Below are 18581 nucleotides of genomic sequence, written 5' to 3'. Positions count from 1 at the left end.
CACCGTGCGCACCGCCTCTTTCTCTCCTGCTGGGGAGGATGGGCCAGTTGCTTCTATTGAAGGCGTCCCAGGAGCAACTGGCCCTCAAGTTTCAGAGTTCGTCGATGCAGAGATCGCGGCCCAGGATCGACCGGAACTGACGTCCGCCAAGATCATCATTTCCGGCGGTCGTGCGCTCGGCTCAGCCGAAAAGTTCAAGGAAGTCATCCTGCCGGTCGCCGATAAGCTCGGTGCTGCCATCGGTGCATCGCGCGCCGCCGTCGATGCCGGCTACGCCCCGAACGACTGGCAGGTCGGCCAGACCGGCAAGGTCGTCGCCCCGCAGCTCTACATCGCCTGCGGCATCTCAGGCGCCATCCAGCATCTCGCCGGCATGAAGGACTCGAAGGTCATTGTCGCGATCAACAAGGACGAGGAGGCTCCGATCTTCCAGATTGCCGACTATGGACTTGTCGCCGATCTCTTCGACGTCCTGCCGGAGCTCGAAAAAGCCCTCTGATCGGGCAGATTGCCTTCTTTTCGCACTTGCGAATGACTGGAAAATTGTCTTCTATCGGTCTACTACTTTTGCCGGGCGATCTTTCGTCCGGCAATTTCATATAAAAATACCGGCAGCGCGGGGGTGTATGCCGGGCGGGGGTTGGAGATGAGCGCGGTGTTGAAGAATATTGGTATCATTGGTGCGGGCCAGATGGGCTGCGGCATCGCGCATGTTTCGGCCGCCGCAGGATACAAGGTTCACATCTACGATCTGTCGCAGGATCGTATCGAGTCCGGCCTTGCCACCATCAACGGCAATTTTGCGCGTCAGGTGACGAACGGCAAAATGACCGATGAAGAGCGCAGTGCAGCGCTTGCGTGCATTACCGGCTCAGCCGATGTCAACGATCTCGCCCGCTCCGATCTTGTGATCGAGGCGGCGACCGAGGATGAAAGCGTCAAGCGCAAGATTTATGCGCAGGTCTGTCCGGTACTGAAGCCGGAAGCGATCCTTGCCACTAACACCTCCTCGCTGTCGATCACACGCCTTGCGGCCGCGACAGACCGCCCCGAGCGCTTCATGGGCATCCACTTCATGAACCCGGTTCCGGTCATGAAGCTCGTGGAGCTGGTGCGCGGCATCGCGACCGAGGAAGCAACCTTCTCTGCCGCCAGGGAATTCGTCGCATCGCTGGAAAAGACCGTCACGGTCGCCGAGGATTTCCCGGCCTTCATCGTCAACCGCATCCTGCTGCCGATGATCAACGAAGCGATCTACACGCTGTACGAAGGTGTCGGTACGGTCGATGCCATCGACACCGCCATGAAGCTCGGCGCCAACCATCCGATGGGGCCGCTCCAGCTTGCCGATTTCATCGGCCTCGATACCTGCCTGTCGATCATGCAGGTGCTGCATGACGGTCTCGCCGATAGCAAATACCGCCCTTGCCCGCTGCTTGTGAAATATGTCGAAGCCGGCTGGCTCGGCCGCAAATCCGGCCGCGGCTTCTACGATTATCGTGGCGAAACGCCGGTTCCGACCCGCTAAGCCGGGCCATCGCCTGAACGGGCGAATGGAACAAACGCCCGCGAAGTGCTTTCCTTGCCGTGAACGGGAGGAAATACCATGTCGAGCGAATTGCCGATGTTTCTACTGCAGTGCTGCGTCCTCATCGGACTTGCGGGTGTCTTCCTCATCCGCGGATCCGGTGACTCCTGACCGGCAGTCTTACGACCCGACAGCACCCTTGATCAACGCCTTGGCGTCTTCGCTGTCCCAGGCGGCCGGACCATTCATGGCTGAGATCAGGCAACCCTTGTCATCGATCAGCAGCGTCACCGGAAGACCGAAGGCCAGGCCTTCCTTCTTCAGGCTGTTGAAAACACCGATCGTATTGTCACGGTAGAGCTGCAAAGCATCCACACCGATTTCGCTGAGAAACGCCTTCGGCTTCTCATCGTCACCCGTGTCGATATTGACGGGCACGACCTGGAACTTGTCGCTGCCCATCTCCTTCTCCAGCGCATTCAGCGCCGGCATCTCCTCGCGGCAGGGCACACACCAAGTGGCCCAGAGATTGAGAAGCACCGTCTTGCCAGCGAAATGATCGAGCGTCATCGGCTTGCCGTCAGGGCCGTTGAAGGCGGCGGTTTCGAGCTTCCTCGGCTGATTGGCAGCAACCATCGCGGCGACCTGCCCCTTCATGAGCGGCGTCAGGTTGACGGCGTGCTCCTTCGTCAGCGGGCATTCGGCCGAGGCCGTACCACTGACGCCATTGCCAATGCCCGTCTCCTTCACGTATACCGCTGCCGCACCGGCAACGATGCCAGCAACGGCAGCGATTGCGATCAGTTTCATGGACGGCAGGCCGAAGGGTTTTTTCGTCGTCATTTCATTCTCCAGGACGGGCATCTTCCATGGCCGAGGACAACACGGACACCAAATCCTCCAACCAGATGTGGGGCGGACGTTTCGCCTCCGGCCCCGATGCGATCATGGAGGAGATAAATGCCTCGATCGGTTTCGACAAGAAGCTGTTTGCCCAGGATATCCGTGGATCGATCGCCCACGCCACGATGCTCGCCCATCAGGGCATCATTTCTGCCGACGATAAGGACAAGATCGTTCACGGGCTAAACACGATCCTGTCAGAAATCGAAAGCGGCAATTTCGAGTTCTCCCGCCAGCTCGAAGACATTCACATGAATGTCGAGGCCAGGCTTGCGACCCTGATCGGCCCCGCCGCCGGTCGCCTTCACACTGCCCGCTCGCGCAATGACCAGGTAGCGCTCGACTTCCGCCTCTGGGTGAAGGAAGAGCTGCAGAAGACCGAGGCCATGCTGACGAACCTGATTGCTGCCTTCCTCGACCGTGCCGAGGAACATGCAGACAGCGTCATGCCCGGCTTCACGCATCTGCAGACCGCCCAGCCGGTCACCTTCGGCCACCATTGCATGGCCTATGTGGAAATGTTCGGCCGCGACCGCTCGCGCGTTCGCCATGCGATCGAACATCTGGACGAAAGCCCGATCGGTGCGGCGGCGCTTGCCGGCACCGGCTATCCGATTGACCGTCACATGACGGCAAAGGCACTTGGTTTCCGCGAACCGACCCGCAACTCGATCGACACGGTCTCCGACCGCGACTTCGCCATTGAATTCCTGGCGATTGCGGCGATCTGCTCCGTGCATCTGTCGCGCCTCGCTGAAGAGATCGTCATCTGGTCGACGCCGCAATTCGGCTTCGTGCGCCTCTCCGACGCCTTCTCGACCGGCTCCTCCATCATGCCGCAAAAGAAGAACCCGGATGCCGCCGAGCTGGTGCGCGCCAAGACCGGTCGTATCAACGGCTCGCTGATCGCCCTGCTGACGATCATGAAGGGCCTGCCGCTCGCCTATTCCAAGGACATGCAGGAAGACAAGGAACAGGTCTTCGACGCCGCCGAAAGCCTGGAACTGGCGATTGCCGCCATGACCGGCATGGTGCGGGACATGACGATCAACACTATCAGAATGAAAGCGGCTGCCGGATCCGGTTATTCGACCGCGACGGATCTAGCCGACTGGCTGGTGCGCGAGGCGGGCCTTCCCTTCCGCGACGCCCACCATGTCACCGGCCGTGCTGTCGCACTTGCCGAAAGCACGGGCTGCGATCTCTCGGAGCTTCCGCTCGCCGATCTGCAGGCGATCAATCCCGCCATCACCGACAAGGTCTATGACGTGCTGACGGTCGAAGCTTCGGTCGCCAGCCGCAAGAGCTTCGGCGGCACAGCACCTTCGGAAGTCAGGAAGCAGATCGCCTATTGGCGCGCTCGCAATTAAGGCATTTCCGGGTGAAATGGAGGCCGGTTCGCCGCCCGGAAATGCGCACAGGCCGAAGCTTCAACAATCGGGGTGCACAAGGCTGATAAACTTCGCTATGAAGATGCCAGCCAGTGCCCCGTGCCCGATATGAGGATATTCATGCAGATGAGCTTGCCGCATTTCATCCGCCTTACGGTGGTTTTTGCCGTCATCGGCCTTGCCGTTGCCGGATGCGGCCGCAAGGGCGACCTCGATCCGCCGAGCGCCAATGCAACGAAGGGCGGCGATATCTCCAAGCCGACGAAACAACCCGGCACCGTCGATAAGCCCTTCATTCTCGATCCTCTTCTCTAAGGCCCGGCTACCGTGAACCATTTCGAGTACCGCGACGGCATTCTCTACGCCGAGAACGTTCCCGTTCCCGAGATCGCCAAGGCGGTCGGCACGCCCTTCTACGTCTATTCGACAGCAACGCTCGAGCGCCATTACCGGGTCTTCTCCGAAGCCTTCGGCGATGTCGATTCCATGGTCTGCTATGCAATGAAGGCCAATTCGAACCAGGCCGTGCTGAAGACGCTCGGCCGGCTCGGCGCCGGCATCGACGTGGTTTCCGAAGGCGAGTTGCGCCGCGCGCTTGCAGCCGGAATTCCCGCCAATCGCATCATGTTTTCCGGCGTCGGCAAGACACCGAATGAGATGGATTACGCACTCGAAGCCGGCATCTACTGCTTCAACGTCGAATCCGAACCGGAACTCGAAGTCCTCAACCAGCGTGCCGTGCGCGCCGGCAAGAAGGCGCCCGTTTCCTTCCGCATCAATCCCGATGTCGATGCCCGCACCCATGCGAAGATTTCGACCGGCAAGAAGGAAAACAAGTTCGGCATCTCCTGGGAGCGCGCCCGCGCCATCTATGCCCGCGCCGCCAGCCTGCCCGGCATCGAAGTAACCGGCATCGACATGCATATCGGCAGCCAGATCACCGAGTTGCAGCCCTTCGACGATGCCTTCAAGCTGCTGCACGATCTGGTCAACACGCTGCGCGCCGATGGCCATAACATCCACCACGTCGATATCGGCGGCGGCCTCGGCATTCCCTACAAGGACGAAAACAACCCGCCGCCACTGCCGGACGCCTATGCCGCGATCGTCAAGAACCAGCTTCGCGCGCTGAACTGCAAGATCATTACCGAGCCTGGCCGCCTGATCGTCGGCAATGCCGGTATCCTCGTGACCGAAGTCATCTACGTGAAGGATGGCGGCGAGAAGACCTTTGTGATCGTCGATGGCGCGATGAACGATCTCATCCGCCCGACGCTCTATGAGGCCTATCATGAGGTTCGCCCCGTGGTGATTTCGGCCGCCAACGCGCCGCGCATCCGCGCCGATGTCGTCGGCCCCGTCTGCGAGACGGGCGATTACCTCGCGCTCGACCGGGAAATGGCGACCCCGAAGCCGGGCGACCTCCTGGCCGTCGGCACGGCCGGCGCCTATGGCGCAGTCCAGGCTGGCACCTATAATAGCCGCCTTCTGGTGCCTGAAGTCCTGGTCAAGGGTGACGAATTCCATGTGGTTCGTCCCCGCCGCACCTATTCGGAGCTGATCGGTCTCGATTCCGTTCCGGCCTGGCTGGACTAAAAGTCGCAATCACTTTTTGGCGACCACACGCGAAAAACCGGTATTGACAGGTGCTCGCCCTCGCCTTCGCCACAAAGAGTGTTATCCTTTTCTTTCGTGAGCGTATTGCCCAGCAATCGCCGGAAGCGCCCTCTGTTCCCTGAACACCAGATCGCGGAGACCGGATTGATGACAAGCCCCGCAAGGCAGAAGAAAGGCGCATTCGCGCTTCAACCCTCTCTTGCGCGGCTGGTGGCGGCAAAACGTTTCCTGGCCCGGATCGTGCTTTTTGCCGAGCAGGTCCTTCCGTTGCTGGTGCGTCCCCTCTCCGTCATCGCGATTTATCTCTCGGTCTCCTGGTTCGGCTTCTTCCGCTTTGTACCGGACTGGTTGCGCGTCCTGCTCCTGATCGCCTTTGCTGCCGGCTTCCTTGTTTCCCTGCTGCCGTTCCGCAATCTTCGCTGGCCACAGGTTGTCGAAGCCGACCGCATGCTGGAAGAGCGTAACGGCCTGCCGCATCAGCCAGTCATGGTGCAGGAGGATGAGCCCGCCTTCGATACGCCCTTCTCCCGCGCCCTGTGGCGTGAACATCAGACGCGCATGGCGCGGAAGATCGCGACATTGGACGCCGGCCTGCCGCGACCCGATATCGCCCGGCACGACCGCTTTGCATTGCGTGCCATTCCGGCGCTGCTTGTTGTCACGGCCTTCGGTTATTCGCTGTCCATCAACGGCGGTTCCGTCGCCGACGCATTTCAGCCTGCACCCGCACAGGTTACGAGCAATCCGGCCGTGCGTGTCGACGCATGGGTGACCCCGCCCTCCTATACCGGCCGCGCGCCGATCTATCTGACGGCCGATGGCAGTGAACAGGCGCCGATCGGTGTTCCGCAGTTTTCCAGCCTGACGGTGCGCGTCAGCGGCGGCCAATCGGCCGAGAAGGTGCTGTTCAGGAAGGCCAATGGCGAAAGCCAGGAAATCGCTGTTCAGGAAGACACCCGGCCGCAGCAGGCCACAAATGCCGATGCCCAACAAGCTTCGGGCGCTCCAGTCGCACCTCAGTTGATGGCGCAGACGCACATCATGAAGCTCGAGGAGAATGGCGCACTGCAGGCAAACGGCCGTACCTGGAATTTCGACGTGCTGCCCGACAAGGCGCCGGAAATCGCCTTCGACGGCATGCCGCGCCGCGCCGTCAACGGCGCGCTGGAAATCGGCTTTACGGTGAAGGACGATTACGGCGTGCAGGAGGCTCATGCCGAGATCGTGCCGGTCGAATCCGATCCGGCCGCAACACCGCTCTATCCGCTGCCGGAATTCCGGCTGGACATTCCCCGCCGCAATGCGCGTGACGGCAAGGGACTGACGAGCAAGAACCTGGCCGAACATCCGCTGGCCGGCAAACGCGTGCGCATCACCCTCGTCGCCAAGGATGCCGCCGGGCAGACGGGCCGCAGCCCGCCCTATGAGATGATCATGCCGTCGCGTCCGTTCAGCGAGCCGCTGGCTGCAGCCGTCGCCGAAGAGCGACAGACCTTCGCTCTCGATACCCGCAAGATGCCGGAGGCGATCGCGCTCAACGAAGCCCTGACGATCCGGCCCGAGGAGACGATCCCGAACACCACCCACTATCTGCTGATCGAGTCCGCGCTGACCCGCATGAAGCTCGCCAAGGGTGATGAGCAGCTCAAGGATACAGCCCAATATCTCTGGGACATCGCCCTCGGCATCGAGGAAGGTGATCTTTCGCTGGCCGAACGGCGACTGCGCGACGCCCAGCAGAACCTTGCCGATGCGCTGAACCGCAATGCTCCGGACGCCGAAATCAAGAAACTGATGGATGAGCTGCGCAAGGCGATGCAGGATTATATGAACGAGCTCGCCCAGCGCCTGCAGAACATGCCGATGCAGCCGAACCAGAATGCCCAGAATTTCCTGCGCCAGCAGGATCTCCAACGCATGATGGACCAGATCGAAAACCTGGCACGCTCCGGCAATCGCGATGCCGCCCAGCAGATGCTCTCCGATCTGCAGCGACTGATGAATAACCTGCAGACGGCCCGCCCACAACGCGGCCAGCAGCAGGAAAACAGCCAGCTGACTCAGCAGATGAACAAGCTCGGCCAGATCCTGCGCGACCAGCAGAAGCTGATGGAGGAGACTTTCCGCCTCGACCAAGAGCTTCGCGACCGCATGCAGCGCGGTGACCCCAACATGGACGACATGATGCCGGGCGAGGAAGGCCAGGAGCAACAACAGCAGGAGCAGCAAGGCCAGCAGCCCGGCGACCAGATGACGGCAGAGCAACTGCGCGAAGCGTTAAAGCAGCTCCGTGGCCAGCAGGACGCGCTCGGCAAGCAGTTGCAGGAACTGCAGAAGAGCCTTGGCGATATGGGTATGAAGCCAGGCGAAGGCTTCGGTCAGGCACAGCGCGAAATGGAAGGTGCCGGCCGTGACCTCGGCCAGGGCAACGGCAGCAGTGCCGTGGAAGGCCAGGGCCGGGCTCTCGAAGCGCTGCGTCAGGGCGCACGTGACATGATGAGCCAGATGATGCAGGCCCAGCAGGGTCAACAAGGACAGCAGGGCCCGAACGGCCAGCTCGGCCAGGGTAACCAGAACGGCCGCGATCCGCTCGGCCGCCCGCGCCAGACCGACCTCGGGCCGGATATGAACAACGATGTGAAGATACCCGACGAGATCGATGTCCAGCGCGCCCGAGAGATTCTCGACGCTATCCGCGAAAAGCTCGGCAACAATCCGACCCAGGCGATCGAGCGTCAGTATCTCGAGCGGCTACTGGATATTCAGTGATGTTGGGAGGATGAGGCTTTTGGCGTGCCTTGGAGGCACGCCCGGGCCATAAACGTCAGGCCACTAGCGCCCGTGCCACGGCCTTGCGGATGTCCGGCAACGCGAACGGCTTAGGCACGACATCGATGATTTTTGCGGCGAGGTCGTCGGCCCGTTCGCGCTGTTCGGCATAGCCCGTCATCAGCAGGATTTTCAGCGCCGGAAAGGCGTCCTTCGCCTGATGCGCCAGTTCGATGCCGTCCATGACCGGCATACGGATATCGGAAAGCAGCAGATCGTAGCTGCCACCCTTCAGCTTTTCCAGCCCTTCCGCCCCATCGGCGGCTTCATCGGTCTCATGACCGTCAAGGCGTAGTGCCCGGGCTACGAAAGTACGAAGGGAATCCTCGTCTTCCGTGATCAGAATTTTTGCCATCTGTGCATTGCTCCGTCGTCATGCCCCGCGACGGAGATCGCATGCGGTTCCCTAGCGATCGGTAAACACGCCAAGCCGATCGACGGAATGGTTAACAAGCCGTCTTGAAGCAGGACGCCTTACGCGTCACCGGTAACCACGCCAACGAAGGGCAGCTCGCGGAAAGCATAGGCGACATCCATGCCGTAGCCGACAACGAAATAGTCGGGGCATTCGAAGCCGACATAGTCCGCTTCCAGCTCTTCCTTGCGCTTGACCCGCTTGTCGAGCAGTACGGCGATCGTCACGTTGCGCGCGCCGCGCTCATAAAGCAATTCCTTGGCAAACCGCAGCGTACGGCCGGATTCGAGAATGTCGTCGATCAGCAGGACATCACGGTCCTTCACATCGCTGTCGATATCCTTGACGATGCGCACGCCCTGCGAAACCGTGCCCGCGCCATAGCTCGAGAGCGTGATGAATTCGACCTCGGGAGCAAGGCCGGTATCATGAAGAGCGCGCAGCAGGTCGGCCGCAAAAATGAAGGAGCCCTTGAGCACGGCGATGACCAGGAGGTCTTTCGTCGGGCCGGCGGCGATATCCTGCGCCATGGAATGATTGCGCTCGGCGATCTGCTCGGCAGTGAAGAGCGGCTCGATGTTTTTTCCGCGCACGACAGGCATAAGGGCTTGCTCCGTAAAATGAAGGGTAAGCCGTTAGCACATTAATTCCGGCGAGACACCCCGGAGAGACAGGTTTTCCCATCGATCAATCCAAAAACGCGCCTCGGCGCTCAAGGCATGAACGAAAGCCTGATATCCGGCACCTTGCCGCCGGCATGCTGCACGCGGGCTGAAAAGCCGCGGCTCTGGCCGGCATAAATGGCATCCGTCGGCGGCGCAATGACGATGCTGGCGGTCAATCGCTCGTCGGCGACGAGGTCGGCGCGGATCGGCTTGACCTGTTGTGTCACACCGCTTTCGTTCTCGATGATGCCGTTGATCAGCAGGATGCGCATGCCATTGGCGTCGCGCGGGGTAATCGTCACGTGCGAGAAGTGGAGCGTGGTAGCTGGCGACGCTCCACTCTTCGAAAGACCGGAAAATCCACCGGCAAGCCCGAAGACCAGCACGAAGAGTGAGATCACCAGTGCCGCAAAGCCCCGCAGCGACGCCTGTTGCAGCCAGACCTCCATGCCACGCAAGACCGCAGCAGCGGTGGCAAGCAAGACCGGAGGCTGGGTCTTGGGCGGGACGCTACGACGGCGATTGTCGTTTTGGGTCGCGTCGCGGCCACTGGCAGATGCACCTTGCGGCCACGCCTTGCCGACGACCACGAATTCGGCATCGGCAACGTCATCCCTGCGCGGCATGCGGCGGGGTTGGCGGATAACCCGCTCCGGCGGCAGAAAATCATAGGCTCGGCCGGCGGCCGGTCGTCTGAAGGAGGATGCTTCCATGGTGGCGACCTCTCGGATGTCCACATGGTTTCGCTGCCCAAGACAATCTTGGCATTGAAACGAATCCAGCCCAGTCGTAAATTTCAATGGTTAATGCTTCGCAAAGATCGCCATCAAACGGGCGTCTTTCCGGCAAAATTTACCTGCTGTTAACGGTGTTGGTTAACAAGTCATGCGGTGAAACCACGAAAGACTGAGCTACCCCGTTGATCCACTTCGAGAATGTCGGTTTGCGATATGGTATGGGCCCGGAAATCCTCCGGGACCTGACTTTCGACATCCCGAAAAAGTCCTTCCAGTTTCTGACGGGCCCGTCCGGCGCCGGCAAGACGACGCTGCTGCGCCTGCTCTTCATGTCGCTGCAGCCGACCCGCGGTCTGATCCGCATGTTCGGGCGCGACATATCGGAGATCCCGCGGCCGGAACTGCCCCTGCTGCGCCGCCGCGTCGGCATCGTCTTTCAGGATTTTCGTCTTCTCGATCATCTGACGACCTATGAGAATGTGGCTCTACCACTTCGCGTGCGCGGCAAGGATGAAAGCACCTACAAGACCGATGTGCTGGAACTTTTGAAATGGGTCGGCCTCGGCGAACGCATCAACGTGCTGCCGCCGGTGCTCTCGGGCGGTGAGAAACAGCGTGCCGCAATCGCCCGCGCGCTGATGGACCGGCCGGAAGTGCTGCTCGCCGACGAGCCGACCGGCAATGTCGATCCGCCGATGGCCAAGCGCCTTCTGAACCTCTTCATGGAACTCAACCGTCTAGGCACCGCGGTGGTGATCGCCACCCACGATCTCTCGCTGATGGACCAGGTGGAAGCCCGCCGCATGATCCTCTCGGAAGGGCATCTCGATATTTATGACTAAAACGCCCACCAGGACCCGCGCAAAGGCGCCAGCCGCTGCCCCTGCCCAGCAGCCCAAGCGGCCGGAGATGCGCGTGCGCCCCACGGCACCGATCCTGCCGCCATCAAACATTCAGGGCAATGCGCTGACGGTTGTCATTGCCATCATGGCCTTCCTCGCCTGCCTGACGCTCGGTGGCGTCAGCATGGTTCGCTCGACGGCAGCGAGCTGGGAAAGCCAGATTTCCCGCGAAGTCACCATTCAGATCAAGCCCGACGATAACATGGACATGGAAAAAGCCCTCGTTCAGGCCCGCGATATCGCGCTGACCTTCGTCGGCACGAAGAGTGGTCAGATCGTCGATGAAGCCGCCACTGCACGCCTTCTGGAGCCATGGCTCGGCAGCGGCCTGGACATCAAGGAACTTCCCGTGCCGCGCCTCGTCATCATCACCATTGACGAGAGCCATCCACCCGACTTTGCGGCGATGCGGGACCTTCTGAAGGAAAGCATTCCGCAGGCCTTCCTCGATGACCACCGTACCTGGGTCGACCGGCTGGTTGCGATGGCCCGTACGACGGTCATGATCGGCACCGGCATCCTGCTGCTCGTTTTCGCCGCCATGGTGCTGACAGTGGTCTTTGCCACGCGTGGCGTGCTCTCGGGCAACCGCCACATCGTCGAAGTGTTGCATTTTGTCGGCGCCGAGAGCTCGTTCGTCGCAACGGAATTCCAGAAGCACTTCCTGAAAATCAGCCTCAAGGGTTCGGCGATCGGCAGTGCACTGGCCGCCCTCTTTTTCGCCGGCGCCGGCTTCCTGCAAAGCAAGACGATCGCCACGCCCGAGACGGATCAGGCAACGGCCCTCTTCGGCACTTTTTCGGTTGGCGCCCTCGGCTATCTCGGCATCTTAGCGACGATGATCGTGATCGCACTGCTGACGACGCTGACGGCGCGGCTCACCGTCATGCGCACGATCTATGAAATCGATACATTGCGTTCCGATCCGACGCGTGCGGACGGCATCGTGAATTAGTAGCAGCCATGCCGTTTTGCCATGAAAGCGTCTGTTCTGCGCCGCAATCAGCGTATAATCACGACTCATGACGATGGGCCATACGACACACAATTCGATTCGCCCAGACCCGGAGCTTGAACGTCCCGAGAACGTCTCGCCGCGGCGCGGCCCAATCCGTCGCGTCTTACGCTGGCTGGGCTTTTCCTGCGTGTTGATCGCCGCCCTGATCTTCGGCGGCTTTTTACGCTTTGCAGATTCTGTGACGACCCTGAAGCCCCCTGCCGAGCCGCGGGCCGACGCAATCATCGTGCTGACCGGCGGCTACCAACGGATCGATCAGGCCGTCGAGCTTCTGCAGAAAGGCGCCGGCAAGCGGCTGCTGATCTCGGGTGCGCATCCCTCCACCACGCCGAAGCAGATCCGCAGGATGACTCAAGGGTCCGCCGATCTCTTTTCCTGCTGTGTCGACATCGGCTACGACGCGCTCGATACGATCGGCAACGCCGAGGAAGCCTCGAACTGGATTCATGCAAAGGGCTATAAGAGCATCCTCGTCGTCACCAATAACTACCACATGCCGCGCAGCCTCGCCGAACTCTCCTATGTCGATCCTGACATCGAGTTCATTCCCTATCCCGTCGTCAATTCCGATCTGAAGACACGCGATTGGTTCACCGATCCGAACGCCTTGCGTGTCATGCTGGCCGAGTATGCCAAGGTGCTGCTGGCAGGCGGGCGCAACATCGTCGGCCTGCGCCATACCGGCCTGCGTTCCGCCAGCCTGGCCGATCAGAACTGAGGCTTTTACGCGCTACAGCATCGGCCTGAAAATCGGAATCGATTTTCAGAAAGCCTGGTGCGTAGATTCAAAGAGTTAGAGCGTCCTTTGTGCGTCCGAATGGACGCACGGCGCTCTAACGGCAATCAGACGCTTTTTCTGACAGGCAATATCGTGTAGGCCGGTCGGCGTGACCGTGCCTCGGGAAAGTTTCATGATCGCCCTGCGTTCCGTTCTGTTCAACACGATCTTCTATGCTAACCTCATCATCAGGATGATCGTGCTCTCCCCTTTCTACTTCATCGCGCCGCGCAAGCTCGCCTACAACGTTCCCAAGAACTGGGCGCGCTCGAACCACTGGCTGATGCGGGTGATCGTCGGCACCACCTTCGAGATCGAGGGCTTGGAGAACCTGCCTGACGGCAGCTACATCATTTCACCGAAGCATCAGTCCTTCTGGGACACTTATGCGCTGCTGCCCAACCTCAAGGACCCAGTCTATATCCTCAAGCGCGAGCTGATGTGGATCCCGCTTTTCGGCTGGTACGCCAAGAGGCAGCGCATGATCCCGGTCGATCGCGGCGCGCGCGGCAAGGTGATGGTGGAGGTGCTGAAGCGCACCAAGGAAGAGCTCGCCACCGGCCGCCAGCTCATCATCTATCCCGAGGGCACGCGACGCCCACCGGGTGCCGAGCCGATGTACAAATATGGCATCGCCCGCATGTATCGCGATCTGCAGCTCCCGGTCGTACCCATCGTCATGCATCCCGGTCTGTTCTGGCCGCGCCGCAGCACCATGCGTTATCCCGGTCATTTCAAGGTACAGATCCTGCCGCCCATTATGCCTGGCATGGATCCCGACGCCTTCTTTGCCCATCTGATCGACGTGACGGAAAGCGCCAGCGATCAGCTTCTGATCGACACGGTCGAACACAACCCGCATGTGCCGCTGCCGCCGACGGCGGTAGAGCGGCTGGCCGAATTGCGCAAGGCAAAGGCCGCGACGGCTTGAAGCAATTCCGGCAAAAGCGTGCGGCGGTTTGCGTCGGAATTACATGAAAACAAAGAGATAGATCCTTTCTGGGAAAGGATCTAAGCCACGGCACGCAGCCGCGTGACTTCCTCGACCACCTGTTCCAGCCACTGGTCGCGAATGCCCATCTCCTTCAAATGCGCGAGCGTATTGAAGACATAGGCATCGTTCGGGCCCGACTGGCCGACAGAGACATCGACGATCCGCGCGGCGGCAAGCGCATCCAGCGCGCCGGCATATTGCTCATGGGCGCGATCGACCACATAGGCGACCGCCCGCGCGCTGCGACCATCCGGAAGCTGCAGCGGCAGATGCCGTTCCAGATAGACGTTTGTGACGAGTTCGCGGTCGCGCAGATAATCGACCACCTCGTCCCAATTCTCTGGTGCGACGCGAAAAGCCATGCCGCGGCAGGCGCCGCCCCTGTCGAGGCCGAGAACAAGGCCGGGATTTTCGCGGCTGCCGCGATGCACGAAAGAACGGACGCAGAGCGAGCGCCGGTAGCCATAAACCAGGGCTTGCGACCGCTCGACGAATTCAAAGCCCGGATTCCACATCAACGAGCCGTAGCCAAATACCCAAAATTCGTCCATATCGCACGCCAGATCAAATCAGATTTCGCTCTCACCATTGGAGAACATCATGGCAGCGTCAAGCCAATCCGGCAGCGGCCAATACAGTAGCGGCAGGAAATTCTGGTTGCTGGGCGGCGCTATCCTTCTGGTGATCGCTCTCTATACAGGCGGCTGGTTCTATGCGGCCTCTGCGCTGAAACAGACCGTTCTGACCGCAATCGCACCCCGTGCCGAAGTGGGCGTGAGCGGCGAGTGCTCCGATATTGAATTCCGCGGCTTTCCTTTCCGCATCGGACTTTTCTGCTCCAAGGTGGATGTGGATGATAATGTGAATGGCATCTCCGCCACCTTCGGCGCGCTTCGCTCCGCCGCCCAGGTCTATGCCCCCGGCCATATCGTCTGGGAACTCGACTCCCCGGCCGAGATCCGCACCGCGCAGGGCCTGACCGTCAATGCCCAATGGGACAATCTGCAATCGAGCCTCGTCACCAAGGCACAGGGCATCGATCGTACCTCGACCGTCATCGACGGGCTGAAGGCCGTGGCCATCTCCTCCTTTACCGGGCAGACTGTCAATTTCGATGCCGCCCGCACCGAGATCCACCTGCGGCAGAACGGAGCGGATCTTGACGGCGCAATCTCGGTCGAAAACGCCAATGCTGTTATCAAGGACTGGCCGCAGGTCTTCCCGAAATTCTCCGCCAGCGCCGACCTGACGCTGATTGGCAAGGCCGGAATGATCGACGGCACCGACGAACAAGGCATCCACGGCTCTCAGGGCGAGCTTCGCCGCATCGTCGCCGATATCGGCGACGGCAAGGTGATGACCATCTCCGGCCCCTTCGCCTTCGACGAACAGGGCTTCCTCTCGGGCAAGTTCAAGCTGGAGATCGAGCAGCTCGGCCCCTGGGGCAAAAGCATCAAAGAGGCCTTCCCCGAGGTGGCATCGACCGTCGATACGGCGACGAAGCTCCTGAAGGCGCTTGCCGGCGGCGGCGACAAGGTTTCGGTCGATCTGGTCGTCGATCACGGCAACGCAACGGTGAGCGGCTTCATCCCGCTCGGCAAGATCCCGCCGGTTTAATCGAGTTTTTTTAGGAAGAAGACTTCCGGCACCGTCTGGATGCCGGGCAGTTCGATCGATCCGGTTTCAGAAAAGCCGTTGCGGCGATGCCAATCCTGCGGACGGCTTTCATCGCACTCGCTCGAAGTCATCAAAAGACGCGCGCCGCTCTCGCGCATCGCCGTTTCCCAGGCGAGAAACAGCGCCGTGCCGGCGCCGGACCGGCGATGGCCATCCAGCACCCGGATCATTTCCATATAGGGAATCCTGCCCCAGAAGCGGGAGAAGCGCAGGAAGCCGACAATCTCACCCTGCTCACGGGCGATCAGATATTCGCCGAGATCGATGCAACGGGAAACCCAAGCCTCTCCGACACGATGATCTTCGCGAAGCAGCCATTCCTTCTCCGCCTGGCCCGGCTTTGCGACCTCCACCATGAGACTATTTCTTTTCCAGCGGATGCGGGCGGCCGAAGTCCGGCGCATCCACATCCTGGCCAGCCTGGACGATCGAGCGGCGGATGGCACGGGTGCGGGTGAAGAGTTCGAAAATCTTGTCGCCCTCGCCCCAGCGGATCGCCCGCTGCAGATAGGCGAGATCTTCCGAGAATCGCGCCAGCATTTCCAGGATCGCGTCACGATTGTGCAGGCAGACGTCGCGCCACATTGTCGGATCTGATGCGGCAAGACGGGTGAAATCGCGGAAGCCGGAGGCGGAATATTTGATGACTTCCGATTCCGTCACTGTCTCAAGATCGTCAGCCGTGCCGACAATATTGTAGGCTATGAGATGCGGCAGATGGGAGACGATCGCGAGCACCTTGTCGTGATGCTGGGCGTCCATCTCGTCGACTCGGGAGCCAAGTGTTTCCCAGAAGCTGCGCAACGTCTTCAGCGCTGTCGGATCAGTTCCTTCGAGCGGCGTCAAGATGCACCAACGTCCCTGAAACAGGCCGGGGAAGCCTGCATCCGGGCCGGACTTTTCCGTACCCGCGATCGGATGGCCCGCAATGAAATGCACATGGCTGGGCATATGCGGCTGCATCTGCGCGATCACGGAAGCCTTGGTGGAACCGACATCGGTAACGATCGCGCCGGGTTTCAGGCTGCCGGCGATCTCTTTCGCCACGCTCTCTGAGGCGCCGACCGGCACCGACACGATAACTAGATCGGCATCCTTTACCGCCTCAGCCGACGAGGTCGTATAGCGATCGCCGAGCTCCAACTCTTCGGCACGCTTCAGCGTCTCGGCACTGCGTGTAGCGACGACGACTTCATCGGCAAGGCCCAGACGCTTGATGTCATGGGCGAGCGAAGAGCCAATCAGGCCGATACCGATCAGGGTGATACGATTGAACTGCGCTGTCATGCCTTGCGTCCCATGAATTCGCCAAGCGCCGCGATGACGCCGTGGTTGGCTTCTTCCGGACCGACGCTCATACGAAGCGAGTTGGGAAAGCCGTAGCCGCGCACCGCGCGCAGGATATAGCCGCGGCTCGTCAGAAACTCATCGGCATCCGCTGCCCGCTTGCCGTCGACATCGGGGAAATGGATGAGAACGAAGTTGGTGACCGATGGCGTGACCTTCAGACCGATGGCCTCGAATGCGCTCGTCAGCTTCTCGATCCACATCTGGTTGAAAGACACGACATCCTGAATGAAGGACTGGTCGCGGATGGCGGCGGCGCCCGCTGCAATTGCCGGCGCATTCATGTTGAACGGCCCGCGCACACGATTCAGCGCATCGATAATCTCGGCCGGCGCATACATCCAGCCGACACGCAGCGCCGCAAGGCCATAAATCTTCGAGAAGGTGCGGGTCATGACGACATTGGCGTTGGACGAGACCACCTCGATACCGGCTTCATAATCGTTGCGGCGAACATATTCCGCATAGGCTGCATCGAGCACGAGAACGACGTGCTTCGGCAGGCCGGCCTGCAGGCGGCGGATCTCGCTGACGGGAATATAGGTGCCGGTCGGATTGCCGGGATTGGCGATAAAGACGATCTTCGTCTTGTCTGTCACCGCAGCAAGGATCGCATCGACGTCGACAGTGTGGTTCTTTTCCTTGACCACGACAGGCGTCGCACCCGCGCTCATGATCTGGATCTTGTAAACGAGGAAGCCGTGCTCGGTGATGATGCCTTCGTCGCCGGGGCCGAGATAGACATGGCAGAGCAGGCCGAGCAGCTCGTCGGAGCCGTTGCCGCACAGGATGTTTGCCGGGTTGAGGCCGTGTACGGAAGCGATCGCCGCGCGCAGTTCGTGCGCTTGACCGTCCGGGTAACGCTCGAGATTGCCTGCGGCCGCCTTGAATGCTTCGATCGCCTTGGGGCTCGCGCCAAGCGGCGTCTCGTTGGAGGAGAGCTTGTAGACGCGGGCCACACCCGGTGCGTGCTCCTTGCCCGGCACATAGGCTGCAATATCCAGAATACCGGGACGCGGAACGGGCTTGCTCATCTCAACACTCATGGATCGACCTTGGAAATTACCGGAAAGCCGGCGAAAGACTTGAGTGCAATTAAAGCGGAATGGCGATTTTGTCGAGTGCTGCGGCGCCTAGCGGCTGCGTGTGGTCGGCACGCCATGCGGTGCAAGCACGGGCACGAAAACGCGCCGCGAGGCACGCACGGCCACCGGCAGACCCTGGTAAAGCCGCTTCTGCGCCTCGACGATAATGACGCCGGAAAAAGCCGGCCAGAGCGTGCGGCCGATCCGCTCGAAGCCGCGGCGCAGGCGCAGCACGGCGCGCAGTTTCGACGGCGGGAAGAACAGCGCCTCGGCTGTCGCGCCTGGCGTGAAATTGGTCTCGCGCAGCAGATGGGTCAGCTGGCCGCGCGAATAGGGCCGGCCGGAGCCGAAAGGCGTATGCTCCATACGCGCCCAGACACCACGGCGGTTCGGCACGACGATAACGAGGCGTCCGCCCGGCGCCAGCACCCGCCAGAGTTCCTTCAGCGTCTCGCGCGGACTTTCGGCAAATTCCAGCGAATGCACCATCAGCACCCGGTCGATCGAAGAATCCGGCAGCGGCAATTCCTCGTCGAAGATCAATGCGGTAGAAGAAAGCGAACCGACAGGCCAGTTCACAGCCCCTTGTCCCGCGGGCATGAAAGCGAAGGTGCGTTCCGTATCGGCCTGGAACCGATCGAGGAAGGGCACGGAATAACCAATGCCCACAAGCCGCTCCTGCGGCAGGGGCACCC

The 18581-nt window shown here is 60.9% G+C and carries 20 protein-coding genes; 11 read left to right on the top strand and 9 right to left on the bottom strand.

Annotation, left to right across the window (positions count from 1 at the left end; all coding sequences use genetic code 11):
* Positions 1-499: electron transfer flavoprotein subunit alpha/FixB family protein (locus PMI11_RS30410; protein ID WP_007825095.1), on the top strand; the 499-nt coding region annotated here is incomplete at its 5' end.
* Between the two features lie 147 nt (positions 500-646).
* A complete protein-coding gene (locus PMI11_RS30405) occupies positions 647-1528 on the top strand; it encodes a 3-hydroxybutyryl-CoA dehydrogenase (RefSeq protein ID WP_037072513.1) in 882 nt (293 codons plus the stop codon).
* A 180-nt stretch (positions 1529-1708) separates the two neighbouring features.
* On the opposite strand, the gene PMI11_RS30400 is transcribed toward PMI11_RS30405, so the two are convergent.
* The gene (locus PMI11_RS30400; protein ID WP_007825086.1) at positions 1709-2371 is read right to left on the bottom strand and encodes a thiol:disulfide interchange protein TlpA; all 663 of its coding nucleotides are present in this window, start codon (positions 2369-2371) and stop codon (positions 1709-1711) included.
* A gap of 26 nt (positions 2372-2397) precedes the next feature.
* On the opposite strand from PMI11_RS30400, the gene argH reads away from it, so the two are divergent.
* The 4 genes from argH (at position 2398) to PMI11_RS30380 (ending at position 8208) form a co-directional block, all read left to right on the top strand.
* Positions 2398-3801 (top strand): argininosuccinate lyase, encoded by a 1404-nt coding sequence (gene argH, locus PMI11_RS30395; RefSeq protein ID WP_007825084.1) that lies wholly within the window; start codon positions 2398-2400, stop codon positions 3799-3801.
* 141 nt (positions 3802-3942) lie between these two features.
* Complete coding sequence (locus PMI11_RS30390) at positions 3943-4137, top strand: LPS translocon maturation chaperone LptM (RefSeq protein ID WP_007825083.1); 195 nt, start codon at positions 3943-3945, stop codon at positions 4135-4137.
* Between the two features lie 12 nt (positions 4138-4149).
* Entirely contained in the window at positions 4150-5418 is a 1269-nt protein-coding gene (lysA, locus tag PMI11_RS30385) for a diaminopimelate decarboxylase (RefSeq protein WP_007825080.1), read from the top strand.
* Positions 5419-5586: 168 nt separating this feature from the next.
* A complete protein-coding gene (locus tag PMI11_RS30380) occupies positions 5587-8208 on the top strand; it encodes a TIGR02302 family protein (protein ID WP_007825078.1) in 2622 nt (873 codons plus the stop codon).
* Positions 8209-8263: 55 nt separating this feature from the next.
* On the opposite strand, the gene PMI11_RS30375 is transcribed toward PMI11_RS30380, so the two are convergent.
* The 3 genes from PMI11_RS30375 to PMI11_RS30365 form a co-directional block, all read right to left on the bottom strand.
* The gene (locus tag PMI11_RS30375; protein ID WP_007825077.1) at positions 8264-8623 is read right to left on the bottom strand and encodes a response regulator; all 360 of its coding nucleotides are present in this window, start codon (positions 8621-8623) and stop codon (positions 8264-8266) included.
* 119 nt (positions 8624-8742) lie between these two features.
* Entirely contained in the window at positions 8743-9285 is a 543-nt protein-coding gene (gene hpt, locus PMI11_RS30370; RefSeq protein WP_007825075.1) for a hypoxanthine phosphoribosyltransferase, read from the bottom strand.
* A gap of 110 nt (positions 9286-9395) precedes the next feature.
* A complete protein-coding gene (locus PMI11_RS30365) occupies positions 9396-10061 on the bottom strand; it encodes a hypothetical protein (protein ID WP_007825073.1) in 666 nt (221 codons plus the stop codon).
* Between the two features lie 206 nt (positions 10062-10267).
* Between PMI11_RS30365 and ftsE the strand changes: the two genes are divergently transcribed.
* The 4 genes from ftsE (at position 10268) to PMI11_RS30345 (ending at position 13714) form a co-directional block, all read left to right on the top strand.
* The gene (ftsE, locus tag PMI11_RS30360) at positions 10268-10927 is read left to right on the top strand and encodes a cell division ATP-binding protein FtsE (RefSeq protein WP_007825071.1); all 660 of its coding nucleotides are present in this window, start codon (positions 10268-10270) and stop codon (positions 10925-10927) included.
* A complete protein-coding gene (locus PMI11_RS30355) occupies positions 10920-11942 on the top strand; it encodes a cell division protein FtsX (protein WP_007825066.1) in 1023 nt (340 codons plus the stop codon). The genes ftsE and PMI11_RS30355 overlap by 8 nt, the downstream gene beginning before the upstream one ends.
* Before the next feature lie 67 nt (positions 11943-12009).
* Positions 12010-12723 (top strand): YdcF family protein, encoded by a 714-nt coding sequence (locus PMI11_RS30350; protein WP_007825063.1) that lies wholly within the window; start codon positions 12010-12012, stop codon positions 12721-12723.
* A gap of 193 nt (positions 12724-12916) precedes the next feature.
* A complete protein-coding gene (locus PMI11_RS30345; protein WP_007825060.1) occupies positions 12917-13714 on the top strand; it encodes a lysophospholipid acyltransferase family protein in 798 nt (265 codons plus the stop codon).
* 80 nt (positions 13715-13794) lie between these two features.
* On the opposite strand, the gene PMI11_RS30340 is transcribed toward PMI11_RS30345, so the two are convergent.
* A complete protein-coding gene (locus PMI11_RS30340; protein WP_007825057.1) occupies positions 13795-14328 on the bottom strand; it encodes a gamma-glutamylcyclotransferase in 534 nt (177 codons plus the stop codon).
* Positions 14329-14377: 49 nt separating this feature from the next.
* Between PMI11_RS30340 and PMI11_RS30335 the strand changes: the two genes are divergently transcribed.
* The gene (locus tag PMI11_RS30335) at positions 14378-15394 is read left to right on the top strand and encodes a DUF2125 domain-containing protein (protein WP_007825054.1); all 1017 of its coding nucleotides are present in this window, start codon (positions 14378-14380) and stop codon (positions 15392-15394) included.
* Here the strand turns inward: PMI11_RS30335 and PMI11_RS30330 are convergent.
* The 4 genes from PMI11_RS30330 to PMI11_RS30315 all read right to left on the bottom strand — a co-directional run bounded on the left by PMI11_RS30330 (position 15391) and on the right by PMI11_RS30315 (position 18579).
* Entirely contained in the window at positions 15391-15810 is a 420-nt protein-coding gene (locus PMI11_RS30330) for a GNAT family N-acetyltransferase (RefSeq protein ID WP_037072509.1), read from the bottom strand. The genes PMI11_RS30335 and PMI11_RS30330 overlap by 4 nt on opposite strands.
* A gap of 4 nt (positions 15811-15814) precedes the next feature.
* Entirely contained in the window at positions 15815-16759 is a 945-nt protein-coding gene (locus PMI11_RS30325; RefSeq protein WP_348258124.1) for a prephenate/arogenate dehydrogenase family protein, read from the bottom strand.
* A complete protein-coding gene (gene hisC / locus PMI11_RS30320) occupies positions 16738-17835 on the bottom strand; it encodes a histidinol-phosphate transaminase (protein WP_193385636.1) in 1098 nt (365 codons plus the stop codon). The genes PMI11_RS30325 and hisC overlap by 22 nt, the downstream gene beginning before the upstream one ends.
* Before the next feature lie 99 nt (positions 17836-17934).
* The gene (locus tag PMI11_RS30315) at positions 17935-18579 is read right to left on the bottom strand and encodes a class I SAM-dependent methyltransferase (protein ID WP_007825049.1); all 645 of its coding nucleotides are present in this window, start codon (positions 18577-18579) and stop codon (positions 17935-17937) included.
* Positions 18580-18581 lie beyond the last annotated feature (2 nt).

This window comes from Rhizobium sp. CF142 (assembly GCF_000281145.1).
GTDB lineage: Bacteria > Pseudomonadota > Alphaproteobacteria > Rhizobiales > Rhizobiaceae > Rhizobium.
Note: the sequence above shows the minus strand (reverse complement) of the source record. Positions and strands in the feature narration are given on the sequence as shown.

Excerpts from the sequence above, each read along its gene's own strand:
- PMI11_RS30405 (WP_037072513.1), top strand. The coding sequence starts at position 647 with ATGAGCGCGGTGTTGAAGAATATTGGTATCATTGGTGCGGGCCAGATG.
- PMI11_RS30400 (WP_007825086.1), bottom strand. The coding sequence starts at position 2,371 with ATGACGACGAAAAAACCCTTCGGCCTGCCGTCCATGAAACTGATCGCA.
- argH (WP_007825084.1), top strand. The coding sequence starts at position 2,398 with ATGGCCGAGGACAACACGGACACCAAATCCTCCAACCAGATGTGGGGC.
- PMI11_RS30390 (WP_007825083.1), top strand. The coding sequence starts at position 3,943 with ATGCAGATGAGCTTGCCGCATTTCATCCGCCTTACGGTGGTTTTTGCC.
- PMI11_RS30380 (WP_007825078.1), top strand. The coding sequence starts at position 5,587 with ATGACAAGCCCCGCAAGGCAGAAGAAAGGCGCATTCGCGCTTCAACCC.
- PMI11_RS30375 (WP_007825077.1), bottom strand. The coding sequence starts at position 8,623 with ATGGCAAAAATTCTGATCACGGAAGACGAGGATTCCCTTCGTACTTTC.
- hpt (WP_007825075.1), bottom strand. The coding sequence starts at position 9,285 with ATGCCTGTCGTGCGCGGAAAAAACATCGAGCCGCTCTTCACTGCCGAG.
- PMI11_RS30365 (WP_007825073.1), bottom strand. The coding sequence starts at position 10,061 with ATGGAAGCATCCTCCTTCAGACGACCGGCCGCCGGCCGAGCCTATGAT.
- PMI11_RS30355 (WP_007825066.1), top strand. The coding sequence starts at position 10,920 with ATGACTAAAACGCCCACCAGGACCCGCGCAAAGGCGCCAGCCGCTGCC.
- PMI11_RS30350 (WP_007825063.1), top strand. The coding sequence starts at position 12,010 with ATGACGATGGGCCATACGACACACAATTCGATTCGCCCAGACCCGGAG.
- PMI11_RS30345 (WP_007825060.1), top strand. The coding sequence starts at position 12,917 with ATGATCGCCCTGCGTTCCGTTCTGTTCAACACGATCTTCTATGCTAAC.
- PMI11_RS30340 (WP_007825057.1), bottom strand. The coding sequence starts at position 14,328 with ATGGACGAATTTTGGGTATTTGGCTACGGCTCGTTGATGTGGAATCCG.
- PMI11_RS30335 (WP_007825054.1), top strand. The coding sequence starts at position 14,378 with ATGGCAGCGTCAAGCCAATCCGGCAGCGGCCAATACAGTAGCGGCAGG.
- PMI11_RS30330 (WP_037072509.1), bottom strand. The coding sequence starts at position 15,810 with ATGGTGGAGGTCGCAAAGCCGGGCCAGGCGGAGAAGGAATGGCTGCTT.
- hisC (WP_193385636.1), bottom strand. The coding sequence starts at position 17,835 with ATGAGCAAGCCCGTTCCGCGTCCCGGTATTCTGGATATTGCAGCCTAT.